Below are 17,731 nucleotides of genomic sequence, written 5' to 3'. Positions count from 1 at the left end.
GTCCGGTTGCGAACCAGATACGGGCGGCGGGGCGCCGCGGCCCGGCAGGTTCACCGGGTTCTTACAGGCCCGGTCCCTACACTTGGCCGCCGAGGGATGCGATGATCCGCTCCGGAATCCATCCACTTTTCCCGCACATCCGTAGGAGACACGGCCGGTGGTCAGCAGCGAACAGCGGCGGCGGCAGCTCGCCCGAGAGAAGTACGAGCGCCAGTTGGAGCGCCGGGTCGAGGCCCAGGCCGCGCGCAGGCGGCGCAACACGATCCTGGGCGCCTCGCTCGCCGTCGTGGTCCTGGCCGGCGGTGGCACCCTGATCGCCACCGGCGCGTTCAGCTCGGACGACAAGGGCGACAAGAAGGCCTCGAACAGCGCCCAGGCCGCGCCGACCGGTACCGAGGAGCCGTCCGCCCCGACCCGCAAGCCGGTCGAGGGCTGCGCCGCCCCGGCTCCGGGCGCGCCCAACGGCAAGCAGTGGCAGGCCGAGCCGGCCATGACGATCGACGCGGGCGGCTCGTACGCCATGACGCTGGACAGCAACTGCGGCAAGGTGACGATCGCGCTGGACGCGGCCAAGGCCCCGCACACCGTGAACTCCTTCGCCTTCCTGGCCGGTGAGCAGTACTTCGACCACACCAAGTGCCACCGCCTCACCACCGACGGCATCTTCGTGCTGCAGTGCGGCGACCCGACCGCCAGCGCGACCGTCCCGGGCGGCTCCGGCGGCCCCGGTTACAAGTTCGCGGACGAGAACCTGACCGGCGCGACCTACCCGGCCGGCACCGTGGCGATGGCCAACTCCGGTCCGGGCACCAACGGCAGCCAGTTCTTCCTGGTCTACAAGGACACCAAGCTGCCCCCGAACTACACCCCCTTCGGCAAGGTCACCGGCGGCCTGGACGTGGTGCAGAAGATCGCCGCCGCGGGCACCCTGGAGGGCTCGTCGGACGGCCACCCGATGGCCGACGTCACCTTCAACTCCGTTACGGTGGCGAAGGGTTGACCGACTCCGGGGTCGTCGGCGGGTGGCCTGCGCGCCGCCCCCGCACGGCCCCGGACCGAAATCGCCCGGCCCGGATGCGGACAGCACCGGGCCTGGTCGCCTATGTTGGCGTTGTATAGGGTGCCCGGACCCGCCTAGCCGTCACCCTCGGCAGCAAGGCACGGCGGACGGGGACGGCGGACTCTTTCGGTCCGTCGCACATCAACTGTGGACGACGGACGCGCGCCGCCCCGGCGCGGGCGCGACGTCATGTGGAGGACGCGCTATGAGCAGCGACCCGTGGGGCCGTGTGGACGAGCAGGGCACGGTCTACGTCAGGACGGCCGACGGCGAACGAGTCGTCGGTTCCTGGCAGGCCGGCTCGCCCGAGGAGGCCCTCGCCTACTTCGAGCGCAAGTACCAGGGCATCGAGGTGGAGATCGGCCTGCTGGAGAAGCGGGTGCGGACCACCGACCTGGCCGCCAAGGACGCCCTGGCCGCGCTGGAGCACCTGCGCGCCCAGGTGGTCGAGGGGCACGCGGTCGGCGACCTGGAGGGTCTGGCCAAGCGGCTGGACACGCTCACCGGCGAGATCGAGAGCCGGCGCGAGGAGCGCAAGGCCGCCCGCGCCAAGGCCCAGGACGAGGCCCGTGCGGCCAAGGAGGCCCTGGTCACCGAGGCCGAGCAGCTCGCCGAGTCGACCCAGTGGCGGGAGGCCGGGGACCGGCTGCGCGCCCTGGTGGACACCTGGAAGGGCCTGCCGCGGCTGGACCGCAAGAGCGACGACGAGCTGTGGCACCGTTTCTCGCACGCCCGCTCGGTCTTCTCCAAGCACCGCAAGGCGCACTTCGCCACCCTGGACGCCGAGCGCGAGAAGGCCCGGCAGACCAAGGAGGCGCTGGTGTCCGAGGCCGAGGCGCTGTCCTCGTCCACGGACTGGGGCAGCACCGCGGCCGCCTACCGCGACCTGATGGCGCGCTGGAAGGCCGCCGGCCGGGCCCAGCGGGACATCGAGGACGAGCTGTGGGCGCGGTTCCGCGGCGCCCAGGACGTCTTCTTCCAGGCCCGCTCCGCGGTGTTCAGCGAGCGGGACGCCGAGCAGGTGGAGAACCAGAAGCTCAAGGAGGCGCTGGCCGCCGAGGCCGAGACGATCCTGCCGATCACCGACCTCAAGGCCGCCAAGGCCGCGCTGCGCGAGGTCAACGAGCGCTGGGAGGCGATCGGGCACGTGCCGCGCGAGGTCCGTCCGAAGCTGGACGGCCGGCTGAACGCGGTCGAGCGGGCGATCCGCGAGGCCGAGGAGGCCGAGTGGTCGCGCTCCAACCCGGAGGCCAAGGCCCGCGCGGCCGGCATGGTGGGCCTGTTCCAGGCGAAGGCCGACAAGATCCAGGCCGACCTGGACAAGGCCCGCGCGGCCGGCAACGCCTCCAGGATCGCCAAGCTGGAGTCCGAGCTGGACGGCGTGCGGACCCTGCTGGACCAGGCGCACAAGAGCCAGGAGGAGTTCAGCGGCTGATCGCCCCGGCACGCTGGACGGCGAAGGCCCCCGGGACCGTTCCCGGGGGCCTTCCGCGTTCCCCCGCCGTGCTGCCGGCGGGGGCCGCCGCTACTTGCGGGCGGAGGTGACGCGGTAGACGTCGTACACGCCCTCGACGCCGCGCACCGCCTTGAGCACGTGGCCCAGGTGCTTCGGGTCGCCCATCTCGAAGGTGAAGCGGCTCATCGCCACCCGGTCCCGGGAGGTCTGCACCGCCGCCGACAGGATGTTGACGTGCTGGTCGGAGAGCACCCGGGTGACGTCCGAGAGCAGCCGGGAGCGGTCCAGCGCCTCGACCTGGATGGCCACCAGGAAGACCGAGGACTGGGTGGCCGCCCACTCGACGTCGATCATGCGCTCCGGCTGCTGGTTCAGCGCCTCCACGTTGACGCAGTCGGCGCGGTGCACCGAGACGCCGTTGCCGCGGGTCACGAAGCCGACGATCGGGTCGCCCGGCACCGGGGTGCAGCAGCGGGAGAGCTTGACCCAGACGTCCTCGACGCCCTTGACGATCACGCCCGGGTCGCCCTTGGCCCGGCGGCGCACCGCGCGCCGGTTGTCGTGGGTCGGGGTGGCGGTCTCCGCCAGGTCCTCGGTCGCGCCCTCCTCGCCGCCGAGCGCCTGGACCAGCTTCTGCACGATGTTCGGCGCGGCGACGTGGCCCTCGCCGATCGCGGCGTAGAGCGAGGAGATGTCGGGGTAGCGCATCTCGTGGGCCAGGGTGACCAGCGAGTCGCCGGTCAGGATCCGCTGGATCGGCAGGCCCTGCTTGCGCATCGCCCGGACGATCGCCTCCTTGCCGTGCTCGATCGCCTCCTCGCGGCGCTCCTTGGAGAACCAGGCGCGGATCTTGTTGCGGGCGCGCGGCGACTTGACGAAGCCCAGCCAGTCCCGGGACGGGCCGGCGTTCTCCGCCTTGGAGGTGAACACCTCGACGGTGTCGCCGTTCTCCAGGGTCGACTCCAGCGGCACCAGCCGCCCGTTGACCCGGGCGCCTATCGTCCGGTAGCCGACCTCGGTGTGCACCGCGAAGGCGAAGTCGACCGGGGTCGCCCCGGCCGGCAGGGCTATCACGTCGCCCTTGGGGGTGAAGACGAAGACCTCGTTGCTGGCCAGGTCGAAGCGGAGCGACTCCAGGAACTCGCCCGGGTCGGCGGTCTCCTTCTGCCAGTCCAGCAGCTGCCGCAGCCAGGCCATCTCGTTGACGGCGCCGGCCTTGTCGTCCTTGCGGACCTGGGTCGGGGTGTCGGTGCGGACCTTGGAGGCCCCGGCCACCGCGCGCTGCTTGTACTTCCAGTGCGCGGCGATGCCGTACTCGGCCCGCCGGTGCATGTCGAAGGTGCGGATCTGCAGCTCGACCGGCTTGCCCCCGGGGCCGATCACCGTGGTGTGCAGCGACTGGTACATGTTGAACTTGGGCATCGCGATGTAGTCCTTGAACCGCCCCGGCACCGGGTTCCACCGCGCGTGGATGGTGCCCAGCGCCGCGTAGCAGTCGCGGACGGTGTCGACCAGGACCCGGATGCCCACCAGGTCGTAGATCTCGGCGAAGTCCCGGCCCCGGACGATCATCTTCTGGTAGACCGAGTAGTAGTGCTTCGGCCGGCCGGTGACGGAGGCGGTGATCCGGGCGCCCCGCAGGTCCCCCTGGACCTGGTCGATGACGGTCGCCAGGTACTCGTCCCGCTTGGGGGCGCGCTCGGCGACCAGCCGGACGATCTCGTCGTACATCTTGGGGTAGAGGATCGCGAAGGCGAGGTCCTCCAGCTCCCACTTGATGGTGTTCATGCCCAGCCGGTGCGCCAGCGGGGCGTAGATCTCCAGCGTCTCGCGGGCCTTCTTCTCCTGCTTCTCCCGCTTGAGGTAGCGCATCGTGCGCATGTTGTGCAGGCGGTCGGCCAGCTTGATCACCAGGACCCGCGGGTCCTTGGCCATCGCCACGACCATCTTGCGGACGGTCTCGGCCTGCGCGGCCTCGCCGAACTTGACCCGGTCCAGCTTGGTGACGCCGTCCACCAGCAGGGCCACCGAGTCGCCGAAGTCCTTGCGCAGGGTCTCCAGGCCGTAGTCGGTGTCCTCGACGGTGTCGTGCAGCAGTCCGGCCATCAGCGTCGGGGCGTCCATGCCGAGCTCGGCCAGGATCGTCGCGACGGCCAGCGGGTGGGTGATGTACGGGTCACCGCTCTTGCGCTTCTGCCCGCGGTGCCACTTCTCGGCCACCGCGTACGCCTTCTCGATGTCGCGCAGCAGAGCCGGGTCGGCCTTGGGGTCGTTGGCCCGGATCGAGCGGAACAGCGGTTCCAGGACGGGGTTGAGCACGCTGGAGCGCTGGCCGCCCAGGCGGGCCAGCCGGGCCCGCATGCCGCCGGTGGAACCGCGGCCGGAGGGGCCGAGCGAACGCGAGGAGGTCGGCGCCGGGCGTGCCGGGGTGGCCCCCGAGGGCGTGGGACGGTTTTCGGGGGTGGCCGCTTCGGCCGTGGGCACAACCTCGTCGGGCAAGGACTACTCCTCGGGGCACCGGGGCCGACCCCTGCCGAGGCCCGAACGGTCCGGGACAACCGGGAGGGGATGAATCTTCATGGTACCGAGCCGGGCGCCGGGGTGTTCATCCGGCCGGGCCAGGAAACGGAAGGACGGCGGTCGGATGTCCCGACCGCCGTCCTCCCGACGAGTCCCTCAGACCGTGACCAGCGTCTCCAGCGGAGCGCCGCCCAGGTGCCCGGCCAGCCGCTCGCGGCCGTCCAGGAAGCCCAGCTCCATCAGCACCACGACGCCCGCCAGCTCGGCCCCGGCCTCCTTCACCAGGTCCAGCGAGGCGCCGATGGTGCCACCGGTGGCCAGCACGTCGTCCACCACCAGAACCCGCTCACCGGGCGTGAAGGCGTCGCACTGCACCTCCAGCGTCGCCGAGCCGTACTCCAGCTCGTACGAGCGCCGGAACACCTCGCCGGGCAGCTTGCCCTGCTTGCGGATCGGCACGAAGCCGAGCCCGGCCGCGAAGGCCGCCGGGGCCGCCAGCACGAAGCCGCGCGCCTCCAGGCCCACGACCTTGGTCGCACCGAGCTCCGCGGCCCGGTCCGCCAGCGCCCGGGTGAGGGCGCCGAAGGCCTCGGCGTCGGCGAGCAGCGGCGCGATGTCCTTGAACAGCACACCCGGCTTCGGGTAGTCCGGGACGTCCCGGATCCGGCTGTTCAGCAGCTCGGCCAGTGCGGTGTCGGCGGTGGTCACGGTGGGTTCCTCGGGTTCGTGGTCGGGTTCAGCGCTTGGTGGACGGACGGCCCTTGGCACGGGTGCCGGCCGAGCGGCCACGCTGTCCGACCATACCCGCAGGCTGCTCCTCGTCGTCCGGCTCCCCGTCCGCCGTGACGGCGTCCCCGGCCTCCGCCTTGGCGGCGGCCGAGGCCCGGTGCTGGAGGACCCGCTTGCGCAGCGCCTTCATCTCCGGCTGCTCCTCCTTGAGCTGCGCCAGCAGCGGGGTGGCGACGCAGATCGAGGAGTAGGCACCGGCCGCGAGACCGATGAACAGCGCGAGCGAGATGTCGTTCAGGGTGCCGGCGCCCAGGAAGCCGCCGCCGATGAACAGCAGCGCGGCGACCGGAAGCAGCGCCACCACGGTGGTGTTGAGCGAGCGCACCAGGGTCTGGTTGAGGCCCGCGTTGGCGGCCTCGCTGTAGGTGAGCTTGTTCTGCTTGGTGATCCCCTTGGTGTTCTCCTTCACGGTGTCGAAGACGACGACCGTGTCGTAGAGGGAGTAACCGAGGATCGTCAGGAAGCCGATCACCGTACCCGGGGTGACCTCGAAGCCCACCAGGGCGTACACGCCGATGGTGATCAGGAGGTCGTGGATGAGGGCGACCAGCGCGGCCAGCGCCATCCGCCACTCGAAGGCGATCGCCAGGTAGACCGTCACCAGGACCATGAAGACGACCAGGCCGGTGAGCGCCTTCTGGGAGATCTGCTTGCCCCAGCTGGGGCCGATCACCTGGGCCTCGACGGTGTCCAGCGGCACGCCGAGCTTCTGGGAGAGCTCGGAGCGGATCTCGTCGGAGCTCTTCGGCTCCTCGGTGCTGACCTGGATGCGGATCTTGCCGTTGTCGGTCGACTGCACCAGCGGGTGCGAGGAGACGACCCCGTCGGCGGTTTCCTGCGCCTGGGAGACCGTCAGGCCGGGCTTGGCCACGGTGTAGACCGAGCCGCCCTTGAACTCGATGCCCAGGTGCAGGCCCATGGCCAGGCCGATCGCCGCGACCAGCACGATCACGCCGGAGATGGAGTACCAGAGCTTGCGGCGACCGACGAAGTCGAAGCTGACCTCGCCCTGGTAGAGCCGGTGGCCCAGGTTGGAGAAGCGTGACACGGTGTCAGGCCTCCTTCACGGCGGCAGAGGAGGGGTTACGGCGACGGCTGCTGCGAAGCGGCGGGCGGGCGCCCAGTCGCTTCGGGTCCAGGCCGGACCACGGGTGGCCGTTCAGGAAGAACTTGCGGCGGGCCAGCAGCGTGATCAGCGGCTTGGTGAAGAGGAAGATCACCACGACGTCGAGCGCGGTGGTCAGACCCAGGGTGAAGGCGAAGCCCTGGACCTTGCCGACCGAGACCACGTAGAGGACGGCGGCACAGAGGAAGGACACGAAGTCCGAGACCAGGATGGTGCGCCGGGCGCGCGGCCAGGCCCGCTGGACCGCCGGGCGCAGCGGGGCGCCCTCGCGGACCTCGTCGCGGATGCGCTCGAAGTACACGATGAAGGAGTCGGCGGTGATGCCGATCGCGACGATCGCACCGCAGACCGCCGGCAGGTTCAGCGCGAAGCCGATCGCGTTGCCGAGCAGGCTCATGATCGAGTAGGTCAGGGCCGCCGAGACGAGCAGACCGGCGATCGAGACCAGGCCGAGGCCGCGGTAGTAGACCAGCGAGTAGGCGACCACCAGCAGCATGCCGATCGCGCCGGCCACCAGGCCGGCCTTGAGCTGGTCGCTGCCGAGCGCCGGGGAGACGGTGGTGATGTCGCTCTTGACGAACTCCAGCGGCAGGGCGCCGTAGCCGAGCACGTTGGACAGGTCCTGCGCCTCGGCCTGGGTGAAGCGGCCGGTGATCACGGCGCTGCCGCCGGGGATCGCGTTCTTGACCTCGGGGTGCGAGACGACCTGGTTGTCCAGGACGATCGCGAACTGGTTGTTCGGCGGGGCCTGGGTGGCGAGCTGGCCGGTGACCTTGGTGAAGTCGTCGGTGCCGTTGCCGTTGAACTGCAGCTGGACCTGCCAGCCGGCACCCGTCTGGGTGTCGAGGGTCGGCTGCGCCTTGGAGACGTCCGAGCCCTTCACGGCGACGGGGCCGAGGGCGAGCTTCTCGTAGTAGCCGTTCTCGGGCTTCTGCGAGCAGGCGACGACGGCCTTGTCGTCGGGGCCGGTCTGGGCGGTGCGGACCTCGGGCTTGGAGCAGTCGAGGGCGGCGAACGCGGCGCTCAGCTCCGGCGGCACGGTGCCCTGGGTCATCGCGGCGCTGAGGTCGGCGGCGCTCGGCGGGGTGGCCGCGGCGCTCGGGGCGCCGGTGGCGGGGGCGGTGGGCGCGGTGCTCGCGCCGGTGGCCGCGGCGGTCGGGCTGGCGCCCTCGGCGGCCAGCGCCTCGCTCTCGGGGCGGCCCTGCTTGGTGGCGCTCGCGCCCGGGGACGGGGTGCCGGTCGTGGCGGCGGGCGGGGTCGCGCCCGGGGTGCCGGTGGCGGCGGCGGACGGGGTGCCCGTGGGAGCCGGGGCGGTGACGCCGCTGGGCGCCACGGCCAGGACCGGACGGAAGAACAGCTTGGCGGTGGTACCCACCTGGTCCGCCGCGTTCTGCTGGTTCCCGCCCTTGGGGATGTTCACGATGATCGTGTTGTCGCCCTGGGTCTGGACCTCCGCCTCGGAGACACCCATACCGTTGACGCGGCGCTCGATGATCCCGGTGGCGATGTCCATGTTGGACTTGGTGATCGCCTTGGGGTCGGTCGACTTCGCGGTCAGCGTGATGCTGGTGCCACCGGCGAGATCGATCCCGAGCCGGGGCTTGGTGGTGCCCGTCCCGAACATGAGGGCGACCAGTCCGACGGTGACGACCAGGATGAGGGCCAGCGCCCGCCCTGGGTAGCCGTCGCGCGGGCGCGACTTGGGTGTTGCCACCTTGCTCGTTTCTCCCTGTCCATGCCACTTCCCCGACCGGACCCCCGTCCGGCTCGTGGCGGGACAGGGGTCCGGCGGTTCTGCGGCCCTGAGGTCCTGTGGGCTCGCGGCACTGTGCCGCGCGGCCGGGCGGGTTGCCCGTCCGTACTACTTGCTCGCGGGAGCCCCGCCCTCGACGTCGCCCTTCTCGGCGCTGTCCTTGGAGAGCGACAGCGGCTTGTCCTCGACCGGCTCGGCGTCGGCCTCCTCGGCCTCCGGCTCGGGCAGCTCGTCATCGGCGGGGCGGCCGTTGATGATCGCGTCGTACTCCTGGGGGTCCAGGACGGCCGCGATGGCGCTCTTGGTGAAGTGGGTGACCACGCCGGGCGCGATCTCCAGCTCGACGGTCTCGTCGTTGACCGCCTTCACCTGGGCGTACAGACCGCCGATGGTGCGCACACCGGCCCCCGGCTCCAGCGCCGTCTGCATCTGCTGCATCTGCGACTGGCGCTTCTTCTGCGACCGGAACATGAGCACGATCGCGATGATCGGGAGGAGAAGGATGATGAGGTTCACTGCAGCCAGGGTCCTTTACGGGCCGCCGGCCGGCGGCCTGTGTGGTATTGGTCGGCCCGTCAGGTGAGAGGGGCGGTCCGGCGGAGTCTAGGCGACCCCGAATCGATCGGACAACGCCAAGCATCGCATCATGCCGCCGAAAGTGGCGACCCTCCGCCTGCACAGTTTCCCCGGACGCCACTCCCGGCTCCCCCGTGCGCCACCACGGGAGCACCGGCCGGGAACCGACCGGCCCGACTCACCCGTTCAGCCGATGGCGGTCAACTTTCGTCGGCGGGGAACAGCTCCGACTGCGCCGGAACACGCCCGCGGGTGGTCTGGACCGGCGGGGTCAGGCCGAGGTGCTGCCAGGCGGCCGCGGTGGCGATCCGGCCGCGCGGGGTGCGGGCGAGCAGGCCCTCGCGGACCAGGAAGGGCTCGGCGACCTCCTCGACCGTCTCCGACTCCTCACCCACGGCGACCGCCAGTGTCGACAAACCGACCGGACCGCCGCCGAACAGCCGCAACAGCGCGTCCAGCACCGCGCGGTCCAGCCGGTCCAGCCCGCGGGCGTCCACCTCGTAGACCTCCAGCGCCTGGGCGGCGATCCCGGCGTCGACCACGCCGTCGTGCCGGACCTGGGCGTAGTCGCGGACCCGGCGCAGCAGCCGGTTGGCGATCCGCGGGGTGCCGCGCGAGCGCCCGGCGATCTCGGCCGCGCCGGCCGGGTCTATCTCCACGTCCAGCAGCGCGGCCGAGCGGTGCACCACCCGCTGGAGCTCGGCCGGGGCGTAGAACTCCATGTGCCCGGTGAAGCCGAAGCGGTCGCGCAGCGGGGGCGGCAGCAGGCCGGCCCGGGTGGTGGCGCCGACCAGGGTGAAGGGCGGCAGCTCCAGCGGGATGGCGGTGGCGCCCGGGCCCTTGCCGACGATCACGTCGACCCGGAAGTCCTCCATCGCCATGTAGAGCATCTCCTCGGCCGGCCGGGACATCCGGTGGATCTCGTCGAGGAAGAGCACCTCGCCCTCGGTGAGCGAGGAGAGGATCGCCGCGAGGTCCCCCGCGTGCTGGATGGCCGGGCCGGAGGTGATCCGGATCGGGGCGCCCAGCTCGGCGGCGATGATCATGGACAGGGTGGTCTTGCCGAGCCCGGGCGGGCCGCTCAGCAGCACGTGGTCGGGCGCGCTGCCGCGCTGGCGGGCGGCCTGGAGCACCAGCGACAGCTGCTCGCGCACCCGCTCCTGGCCGATGAACTCGTCCAGCAGCTTGGGGCGCAGCGCCGCCTCCACCGCCTGGTCCTCACCGTCGGCGGCGGCCGTGACCAGCCGGTCGGTGGGTTCCGGGTCGTACATCGTCGCGGGCTCCAGAGTCTCCGGTGTCGACAAAAGGACAGATCGTCAGTTGGTCAGCGGGCGCGGTTGAGGCCGCGCAGGGCGAGCCTGAGCAGGGCGCCGACGTCCGTCACCGCCTGCGCCTCGGCCTCCGGGGTGACGGCCGCGACCGCCTCGTCCGCCTCGCGCGGGGCGTAGCCGAGGCCGGTCAGCGCGGAGTGCAGCTGCTCGCTCCACGGCGCCGGGCCGCTCGCGATCGGCTTCTGCGCGGGCACCGCCCCGTGCGGGGCGCCGAGCTTGTCCTTGTACTCCAGCAGCAGCTTGGCCGCCTTGGCCTTGCCGATGCCCGGCACCGCGACCAGCGCCTTCTCGTCGCCGCCCGCGATCGCGGCGCGCAGCGCGTCGGGGCTGTGCACGCCCAGGATCGCCTGCGCCAGCTTGGGGCCGACGCCGGGCGCGGCCTGGAGGATCTCGAACACGGCGCGCTCGTCGTCGTCCGCGAAGCCGAACAGGGTCAGCGAGTCCTCCCGGACCACCAGCGAGGTGGCCAGCCGGGCCGGCTCGCCCAGCCGCAGCCCGGCCAGGGTGTTCGGGGTGCACTGCACGGCCATGCCGACCCCGCCGACCTCGACCACCGCGATCCCGGAGGAGACGGCCGCCACGGGCCCTTGCACGAAGGCGATCATCGGACGGTGCCTTTCGGAGGAGTGGAGCGGGAGGTGGCGCGGGCGGCCCGGACGGCGGCCTCCAGCCGGTTGGTCGCCCCGCCGCGCCAGATGTGGCAGATGGCCAGCGCCAGCGCGTCGGCGGCGTCGGCGGGCTTGGGCGGCGCGTCCAGCCGCAGCAGGCGCTGCACCATGGCGGTGACCTGCGCCTTGTCGGCCCGGCCGGAGCCGGTGACGGCGGCCTTGACCTCGCTGGGGGTGTGCAGGGTGACGGGGATGCCGCGCCGGGTGGCGCAGAGCATCGCGACGGCGCTGGCCTGGGCGGTGCCCATCACGGTGCGGACGTTGTGCTGGGCGAAGACCCGCTCGACGGCGACCAGGTCGGGCCGGTGCTCGTCCAGCCAGGCCTCGATGCCCTGCTCGACCTGGAGCAGCCGCTCCCCGATCTCCGCCTCGGCGGGGGTGCGCACCACACCGACCCCGGCCATCCGCAGCGGCCGGCCCGGCGCGCCCTCGACCACGCCGACCCCGCACCTGGTCAGCCCCGGGTCCACGCCCAGTACCCGCACCACTCGCCCGTCTCCCTGCCACTCGCCACGAAGGACCTCCGCAGGCTACCGCCCGGGTCCGACAACCCCGCCGACGACACCGGCCCGGTGGTCCAGGGACCACCGGGCCGGGCAGTGGGACCGGTCACCCACCGACGATCACTGGGCGGTGATCACTCGGCGTCGAGCTGCGCGCCGACCTCGTCGGAGATGTCGAAGTTGGCGAAGACGTTCTGCACGTCGTCGCTGTCCTCGAGCGCGTCGATCAGCTTCAGGATCTTGCGGGCGCCGTCGACGTCCAGCTCGACCTGCATGCTGGGGAGGAAGTTGGCCTCGGCCGAGTCGTAGTCGACGCCGGCGTCGACCAGCGCGGTGCGCACGGCGACCATCTTCGAGGCCTCGGAGACGATCTCGAACGAGTCGCCGAGGTCGTTGATCTCCTCCGGCTCCTGGTCCAGGACGACCTCGAACAGCTTGTCCTCGTCCACGCCGTCGGCCTTGGGGACGATGACGACACCCTTGCGGGTGAACAGGTACGAGACCGAGCCCGGGTCGGCCATCGAGCCGCCGTTGCGGGTCATCGCGACGCGCACGTCGGAGGCGGCGCGGTTGCGGTTGTCGGTGAGGCACTCGATCAGGACCGCGACACCGTTCGGGCCGTAGCCCTCGTACATGATGGTCTGGTAGTCGGCGCCGCCGGCCTCCAGACCGCCACCGCGCTTGACGGCGCGGTTGATGTTGTCGATCGGGACCGAGCTCTTCTTCGCCTTCTGGATGGCGTCGTAGAGGGTCGGGTTGCCCGCCGGGTCGGGTCCGCCGGTGCGCGCCGCCACCTCGATGTTCTTGATCATCTTGGCGAAGAGCTTGCCGCGCTTGGCGTCGATCACGGCCTTCTTGTGCTTGGTGGTAGCCCACTTAGAGTGGCCGGACATCGCCAGCTCCTTTACGTCGCCAAAGGGAAATGAACAGATGAGATCTTACCGGTGTCGCCGGCGGTGGGGCGCACACGGTGGGCGGCGGTCTACCGACCGGCGAGGTGCTCCTCGACCATCCGCACGAAGTACGCGTGGACCCGGTGGTCGCCGGTCAGCTCCGGGTGGAAGGAGGTGGCCAGCAGGTTGCCCTGGCGCACGGCGACGATCCGGCTCTCCGGGCCGTCCGCGGCGGGCAGCTCGGCCAGCACCTTGACGCCCGCGCCGACCCCCTCGACCCAGGGGGCGCGGATGAAGACGCCGTGCACCGGCGCGTCGTCCAGGCCCGCGAACTCGATCCCGGACTCGAAGGACTCGTTCTGGCGGCCGAAGGCGTTGCGGCGCACCGTCATGTCGATGCCGCCGACGGTCTGCTGGTCGTCGCGGCCGTCCAGGATCTTGTCCGCCAGCATGATCATGCCCGCGCAGGTGCCGTAGACCGGCATCCCGTCGGCGACCCGCTCGCGCAGCGGCTCCATCACGCCGAACAGCAGCGCCAGCTTGGACATGGTGGTGGACTCGCCGCCGGGGATCACCAGCGCGTCGACCTCGGCCAGCTCCTCGGCGCGGCGCACCGGACGGGCGAGCGCGTCGGCCTCGGCCAGCGCCACCAGGTGCTCGCGGACGTCGCCCTGGAGGGCGAGGACGCCGATGACAGGAGTGCTCACGGTCTTCAACCTCTATCGATCGTTACGACGGACTACGTGGCGCGGCCCGCCGCGCGCCGAGGCGCTGCGGCGGGCCGGCTCGGAAACTGCGGGTGGTTACCAGCCGCGGTTGGCGTAGCGCTCGGTCTCCGGCAGGGTGTCGCAGTTGATGCCGACCATGGCCTCGCCCAGGTTGCGGGAGGCGTCCGCGATGACCTTCGGGTCGTCGAAGAAGGTGGTGGCCTTCACGATCGCGGCGGCACGCTTGGCCGGGTCGCCCGACTTGAAGATGCCGGAGCCGACGAAGACGCCCTCGGCACCCAGCTGGCGCATCAGCGCGGCGTCGGCCGGGGTGGCCACGCCACCGGCGGAGAACAGCACGACCGGCAGCTTGCCGAGCTCGGCGACCTCCTTGACCAGCTCGTACGGGGCGCGCAGCTCCTTGGCGGCGGCGAACAGCTCGTTGTTGTCCAGCGCGCGCAGCTTGCCGATCTCGTTCTTGATCTGGCGCAGGTGGCGGACGGCCTCGACGACGTTGCCGGTGCCGGCCTCGCCCTTCGAGCGGATCATGGCCGCGCCCTCGGCGATGCGGCGCAGGGCCTCGCCCAGGTTGGTGGCGCCGCAGACGAAGGGGGTGGTGAAGGCCCACTTGTCCGAGTGGTTGACCTCGTCGGCCGGGGTCAGCACCTCGGACTCGTCGATGTAGTCGACGCCCAGCGACTGGAGCACCTGGGCCTCGACGAAGTGGCCGATGCGGGACTTGGCCATCACCGGGATGGAGACCGCCTCGATGATCTCCTCGATCATGTTGGGGTCGGACATGCGGGCCACGCCGCCGTCCTTGCGGATGTCGGCCGGGACCCGCTCCAGGGCCATGACGGCCACGGCGCCGGCGTCCTCGGCAATCTTGGCCTGCTCGGCGTTGACCACGTCCATGATCACACCGCCCTTGAGCTGCTCGGCCATGCCGCGCTTGACCCGGGCGGTGCCGATCTGCGGCTGGTCTGCGGTGGTGGGGGTCGTGGACACGTGAGACCTCACTCGAAGATGAATCAGTGCTATCGCCCTATGGTAGGCAGACCGGATGGCCCACTCATGCGCCACCAAGTCCAGCCAGGACGACGGGACACGACAAACGGGCCGTATCCGGGGGACACCTTAAGCAGGCGCCCCTTCGGGCGTGAGAGCGGGCGGCGGTGCATCGTCCATCTCGAACGCCAACGGGAACGGCGCCTTCCCCGCCAACCGGAAGTACCGCACCAGCCGGTGCTCGCGCACCGCCCGCGCCGCCCGCACCGCGTCGTTGTGGAACCGGCGGGCCATCGGCACCCGCCGCACCGCGGCCGTCAGCTCACGAACCGCGTCCTCGCCACCCGGCTCCGCCACCAGCGCCGCCATCTGCTCCGGCTCCTCGAACACCGCCCGCAGCGCCAGGCTCAACTGGCTCTCCGCCACCTCGCGCTGCTCGTCATCGGCCTGCCGGGCCGCGTGCGCCGCGTCCAGCAGCAGCAGCGAGGCCGCCGGATCCAGCAGCGAGGACGTCGCCAGCTCCATCGCCACCGAGGCCCGGCGCACCAGCTGCGCGTCCAGCGCCGCCCGCGCCGCGTCGATCCGGGCGTGCAGCCGGTCCAACCGACCGGCCGTCCAACTCAGGTACATGCCGAACAGCACCACGGCCACGCCGGCCCAGATCCAGGTAGTCACGGGCCGCTACGTTACCCGGTGTCACCGGTTCAGCCCCGGGCGGTCGCGTTCCGGTAGCTCTCCCGGTCGATGTCCGCGATGTTCACCGCCGTGAACAGCCGGGTGCCCGGCCTCGGCCGGACGAACCGCGCCAGCAGCGCCAGCACGCCCTCGCTCAGCGCCGCCTTCGCCTCCGGCGAACGGCCCGGGAAGATCTGGAACTCCACGAACACCTGGGTGTCCCCGGCCGCCCCGCTGGTGCCGACCACCAGCAGCTCGCTCTGCCGGAACACCGTCTTGCAGGACTCCGGCTTCGCGTCGATCGTCGCCTCGGCCAGCCGGTTGATCGCCAGGCCGAGGCCCCGGCGGTCGAAGGTTCCGGCCAGGTCGGCCGAGTAGTCGACGGAGATCTGCGGCATCGTCGCCCCCGTGGATCGCAGTGGTACGGACGCCCGACCCTAACCCCACCGGCCCCGGGGATCAGTCCCGGGCCAGCCCGAACCGGCCGCGCCGACCGCTGCGCACGTCCTCCTCGACCACCGCCGCCTGGCCCGCCGTCACCGTCTCGTACACCGCCAGGATGTCCGCGCCGACCGTCGACCAGTCGAACCGCCGCACGTGCCGCGAAGCCGCCTCCCGCAGCTCCTCCAGCCGCGCCGGATCACCCAGCAGCCGCAGCGCCGTACGGGCCAGCGCGTCCGCGTCCTCCACCGGGAACAGCTCGCCCGCGTCCCCGCCGTCCAGCACCTGCTTGAACGCGTCCAGGTCGCTCGCCAGCACCGGCGCACCCGCGGACATCGCCTCGACCAGGATGATCCCGAAGCTCTCGCCCCCGGTGTTCGGCGCCACGTACAGGTCCACGCTGCGCAGCAGCCGGGCCTTGTCCCGGTCGCTCACCATGCCGAGGAACTCCACCTGCCGGCGCACCTCCGGCGCCAGGCCCGCGACCGCCTCCTCCTCGTCGCCCTTGCCCGCCACCAGCAGCCGCACCCCCGGCCGCTCCGCCAGGATCCTCGGCAGCGCCGCCAGCAGCGTCGGCAGGCCCTTGCGCGGCTCGTTGATCCGGCCGATGAAGCCGATCGTGCCCGGCTCCCCCTTCGCCGCACCGCCCGTCCAGCGCTCGTCCGGCTCGGCCTCCGCGAAGAAGCCCACGTCCACGCCGTTGGGGATCACCACCGCGTCCCCGCCCAGGTGCTCCACCAGGGTGCGCCGGGCGTACTCCGACACCGCGATCCGGGCCCGGATCTTCTCCAGCCCCGGCTGGAGGATCGGGGAGGCCGCGATCATCATCCGGGACCGCGGGTTGGAGGTGTGGAACGTCCCCACCATCGGCCCGGTCGCCGACCAGGCGGCCAGCATCGACAGGCTCGGCGCGGCCGGCTCGTGCACGTGCAGGATGTCGAAGCGGCCGTCGTGCAGCCACCGCCGCACCCGCGCCGCCGACAGGATGCCGAAGCTCAGCCGCGCCACCGACCCGTTGTACGGCACCGCCACCGCCCGCCCGGCCGGGACCACGTACGGCGGCAGCGCCTCGTCGTCCTCGGCCGGCGCCAGCACCGACACCTCGTGCCCCAGACCGATCAGGTGCTCGGCCAGGTCCCGGATGTGGAACTGCACCCCACCGGGGACGTCCCAGTCGTACGGGCAGACGATGCCGATCTTCACGGGTTCCTCAAGCTCCTTCGGACGGTCGTGCGGGCGGGACGGCGGAACGGATCAGGACCCGGAGGCCTCGGCCACCGGCTCCGGGGCCCCCTCCGCGCGCTCCGCGGGCGCCGCCTTCACCGTCTCACGGACCGGAAGGTCGGCGAGCCAGAACCTCTGCAGCATGTGCCAGTCCTGCGGGTGCTCGCGGATGCCCCGCTCCCACACCCCCGCCATCGCCTGGGTCATCGCCCGGGTGCGCTCCTTGCGGTCGCCCTCCTCGGGCACCGGCACCTCCGGGTGGATCCGGCCCCGCAGCACCGGACCGTCGTACCAGAGCGTCACCGGCATCAGCGCCGCCCCGGTCCGCTGGCACAGCGCCGCCGGACCGGCCGGCATCCGGGTCTCCTCACCGAAGAACGTCACCCCGATACCCGCCTCCGACAGGTCCCGGTCCCCCACCAGGCAGACCAGCCGGCCCTCGCGCAGCCGCCGCGCCAACGTCCCGATCACGTTCACCGAACCGCCGGTCAGCGCCAGGACCTCCATGCCCTGGCCCTCCCGGAACTCCACGAACCGGTCGAACAGCCGCTCCGGCTTCAACCGCTCCGCGACCGTGGTGAACGGGTAGCCCTGCTGCGCCACCCAGGTCCCCGCGAGGTCCCAGTTGCCCATGTGCGGCAGCGCTATCACCGCGCCCCGACCGGCCTCCAGCGTCTCCCGCAGGTGCTCGAAGCCGTCCACCTGGACATCCCGGGCCACCCGCTCCCGGCTCCACACCGGCAGCCGGAACGACTCCATCCAGTACCGCAGGTACGAGCGCATCCCGGCCCGCGACAGCTCCCGCATCGCGGCCTCGTCCAAGCCCGGACGGACCCGGCGCAGGTTCGCCTCCAACTGGAGCACCCGCTTGCCGCGCTTGCGCCACGCGTAGTCCGCCAGCCGGTCGAACAGCCCCGCAGCCACCCGCTCCGGCAGGTGCTTCAGCAGCCCCCACCCCAGCGCGTACGCCCAGTACACCAGTCGGTCCGTCACCGCAGGAC

Annotated in this window: 17 protein-coding genes; 2 read left to right on the top strand and 15 right to left on the bottom strand. The window is 71.9% G+C overall.

Annotated elements, in window-relative coordinates; genetic code table 11:
* Positions 1-157: 157 nt before the first annotated feature.
* Positions 158-1,000: a peptidylprolyl isomerase gene (locus ACFY4B_RS07115; protein WP_049651820.1), complete on the top strand. Its 843-nt coding sequence runs from the start codon at positions 158-160 to the stop codon at positions 998-1,000.
* A 265-nt stretch (positions 1,001-1,265) separates the two neighbouring features.
* Entirely contained in the window at positions 1,266-2,495 is a 1,230-nt protein-coding gene (locus ACFY4B_RS07110; RefSeq protein ID WP_049651821.1) for a DUF349 domain-containing protein, read from the top strand.
* Positions 2,496-2,585: 90 nt separating this feature from the next.
* On the opposite strand, the gene ACFY4B_RS07105 is transcribed toward ACFY4B_RS07110, so the two are convergent.
* The 15 genes from ACFY4B_RS07105 to ACFY4B_RS07035 form a co-directional block, all read right to left on the bottom strand.
* Positions 2,586-5,015 carry a bifunctional (p)ppGpp synthetase/guanosine-3',5'-bis(diphosphate) 3'-pyrophosphohydrolase gene (locus ACFY4B_RS07105; protein ID WP_181970527.1) on the bottom strand — a complete coding sequence of 810 codons (2,430 nt, stop codon included), beginning with the start codon at positions 5,013-5,015 and terminating at the stop codon, positions 2,586-2,588.
* Positions 5,016-5,192: 177 nt separating this feature from the next.
* Positions 5,193-5,744 carry an adenine phosphoribosyltransferase gene (locus ACFY4B_RS07100; protein WP_049651822.1) on the bottom strand — a complete coding sequence of 184 codons (552 nt, stop codon included), beginning with the start codon at positions 5,742-5,744 and terminating at the stop codon, positions 5,193-5,195.
* 28 nt (positions 5,745-5,772) lie between these two features.
* Positions 5,773-6,873 carry a protein translocase subunit SecF gene (secF, locus tag ACFY4B_RS07095; protein ID WP_049651823.1) on the bottom strand — a complete coding sequence of 367 codons (1,101 nt, stop codon included), beginning with the start codon at positions 6,871-6,873 and terminating at the stop codon, positions 5,773-5,775.
* Between the two features lie 4 nt (positions 6,874-6,877).
* Positions 6,878-8,665 carry a protein translocase subunit SecD gene (secD, locus tag ACFY4B_RS07090; RefSeq protein ID WP_259316511.1) on the bottom strand — a complete coding sequence of 596 codons (1,788 nt, stop codon included), beginning with the start codon at positions 8,663-8,665 and terminating at the stop codon, positions 6,878-6,880.
* A gap of 147 nt (positions 8,666-8,812) precedes the next feature.
* The gene (gene yajC, locus ACFY4B_RS07085) at positions 8,813-9,220 is read right to left on the bottom strand and encodes a preprotein translocase subunit YajC (RefSeq protein ID WP_053112055.1); all 408 of its coding nucleotides are present in this window, start codon (positions 9,218-9,220) and stop codon (positions 8,813-8,815) included.
* 260 nt (positions 9,221-9,480) lie between these two features.
* Positions 9,481-10,551, bottom strand: coding sequence for a Holliday junction branch migration DNA helicase RuvB (gene ruvB, locus ACFY4B_RS07080; RefSeq protein WP_259316512.1), 1,071 nt, complete (start codon positions 10,549-10,551; stop codon positions 9,481-9,483).
* 53 nt (positions 10,552-10,604) lie between these two features.
* A complete protein-coding gene (ruvA, locus tag ACFY4B_RS07075) occupies positions 10,605-11,216 on the bottom strand; it encodes a Holliday junction branch migration protein RuvA (RefSeq protein ID WP_117487159.1) in 612 nt (203 codons plus the stop codon).
* Positions 11,213-11,764 carry a crossover junction endodeoxyribonuclease RuvC gene (gene ruvC, locus ACFY4B_RS07070; RefSeq protein WP_049651444.1) on the bottom strand — a complete coding sequence of 184 codons (552 nt, stop codon included), beginning with the start codon at positions 11,762-11,764 and terminating at the stop codon, positions 11,213-11,215. The genes ruvA and ruvC overlap by 4 nt, the downstream gene beginning before the upstream one ends.
* Positions 11,765-11,916: 152 nt before the next feature.
* The gene (locus ACFY4B_RS07065) at positions 11,917-12,675 is read right to left on the bottom strand and encodes a YebC/PmpR family DNA-binding transcriptional regulator (protein WP_049651428.1); all 759 of its coding nucleotides are present in this window, start codon (positions 12,673-12,675) and stop codon (positions 11,917-11,919) included.
* Positions 12,676-12,764: 89 nt separating this feature from the next.
* Positions 12,765-13,382: a pyridoxal 5'-phosphate synthase glutaminase subunit PdxT gene (gene pdxT / locus ACFY4B_RS07060; protein ID WP_049651445.1), complete on the bottom strand. Its 618-nt coding sequence runs from the start codon at positions 13,380-13,382 to the stop codon at positions 12,765-12,767.
* 96 nt (positions 13,383-13,478) lie between these two features.
* Entirely contained in the window at positions 13,479-14,390 is a 912-nt protein-coding gene (gene pdxS / locus ACFY4B_RS07055; RefSeq protein ID WP_049651429.1) for a pyridoxal 5'-phosphate synthase lyase subunit PdxS, read from the bottom strand.
* Between the two features lie 129 nt (positions 14,391-14,519).
* A complete protein-coding gene (locus ACFY4B_RS07050; RefSeq protein WP_049651430.1) occupies positions 14,520-15,065 on the bottom strand; it encodes a membrane protein in 546 nt (181 codons plus the stop codon).
* A gap of 29 nt (positions 15,066-15,094) precedes the next feature.
* Positions 15,095-15,463 (bottom strand): 5-carboxymethyl-2-hydroxymuconate Delta-isomerase, encoded by a 369-nt coding sequence (locus tag ACFY4B_RS07045; RefSeq protein WP_049651431.1) that lies wholly within the window; start codon positions 15,461-15,463, stop codon positions 15,095-15,097.
* A 61-nt stretch (positions 15,464-15,524) separates the two neighbouring features.
* Complete coding sequence (locus ACFY4B_RS07040; protein WP_049651432.1) at positions 15,525-16,709, bottom strand: glycosyltransferase family 4 protein; 1,185 nt, start codon at positions 16,707-16,709, stop codon at positions 15,525-15,527.
* Between the two features lie 51 nt (positions 16,710-16,760).
* Positions 16,761-17,723 carry a phosphatidylinositol mannoside acyltransferase gene (locus ACFY4B_RS07035; protein ID WP_241852867.1) on the bottom strand — a complete coding sequence of 321 codons (963 nt, stop codon included), beginning with the start codon at positions 17,721-17,723 and terminating at the stop codon, positions 16,761-16,763.
* Positions 17,724-17,731 lie beyond the last annotated feature (8 nt).

It is taken from the genome of Kitasatospora sp. NPDC001261 (assembly GCF_042896795.1).
Classification (GTDB): domain Bacteria; phylum Actinomycetota; class Actinomycetes; order Streptomycetales; family Streptomycetaceae; genus Kitasatospora.
This window is presented reverse-complemented; position numbering and strand designations above follow the sequence as displayed.

Coding starts and splice junctions, on each gene's coding strand:
- ACFY4B_RS07110 (WP_049651821.1), top strand. CDS start 1,266: ATGAGCAGCGACCCGTGGGGCCGTGTGGACGAGCAGGGCACGGTCTAC.
- ruvB (WP_259316512.1), bottom strand. CDS start 10,551: ATGTACGACCCGGAACCCACCGACCGGCTGGTCACGGCCGCCGCCGAC.
- ruvA (WP_117487159.1), bottom strand. CDS start 11,216: ATGATCGCCTTCGTGCAAGGGCCCGTGGCGGCCGTCTCCTCCGGGATC.
- ACFY4B_RS07065 (WP_049651428.1), bottom strand. CDS start 12,675: ATGTCCGGCCACTCTAAGTGGGCTACCACCAAGCACAAGAAGGCCGTG.
- ACFY4B_RS07045 (WP_049651431.1), bottom strand. CDS start 15,463: ATGCCGCAGATCTCCGTCGACTACTCGGCCGACCTGGCCGGAACCTTC.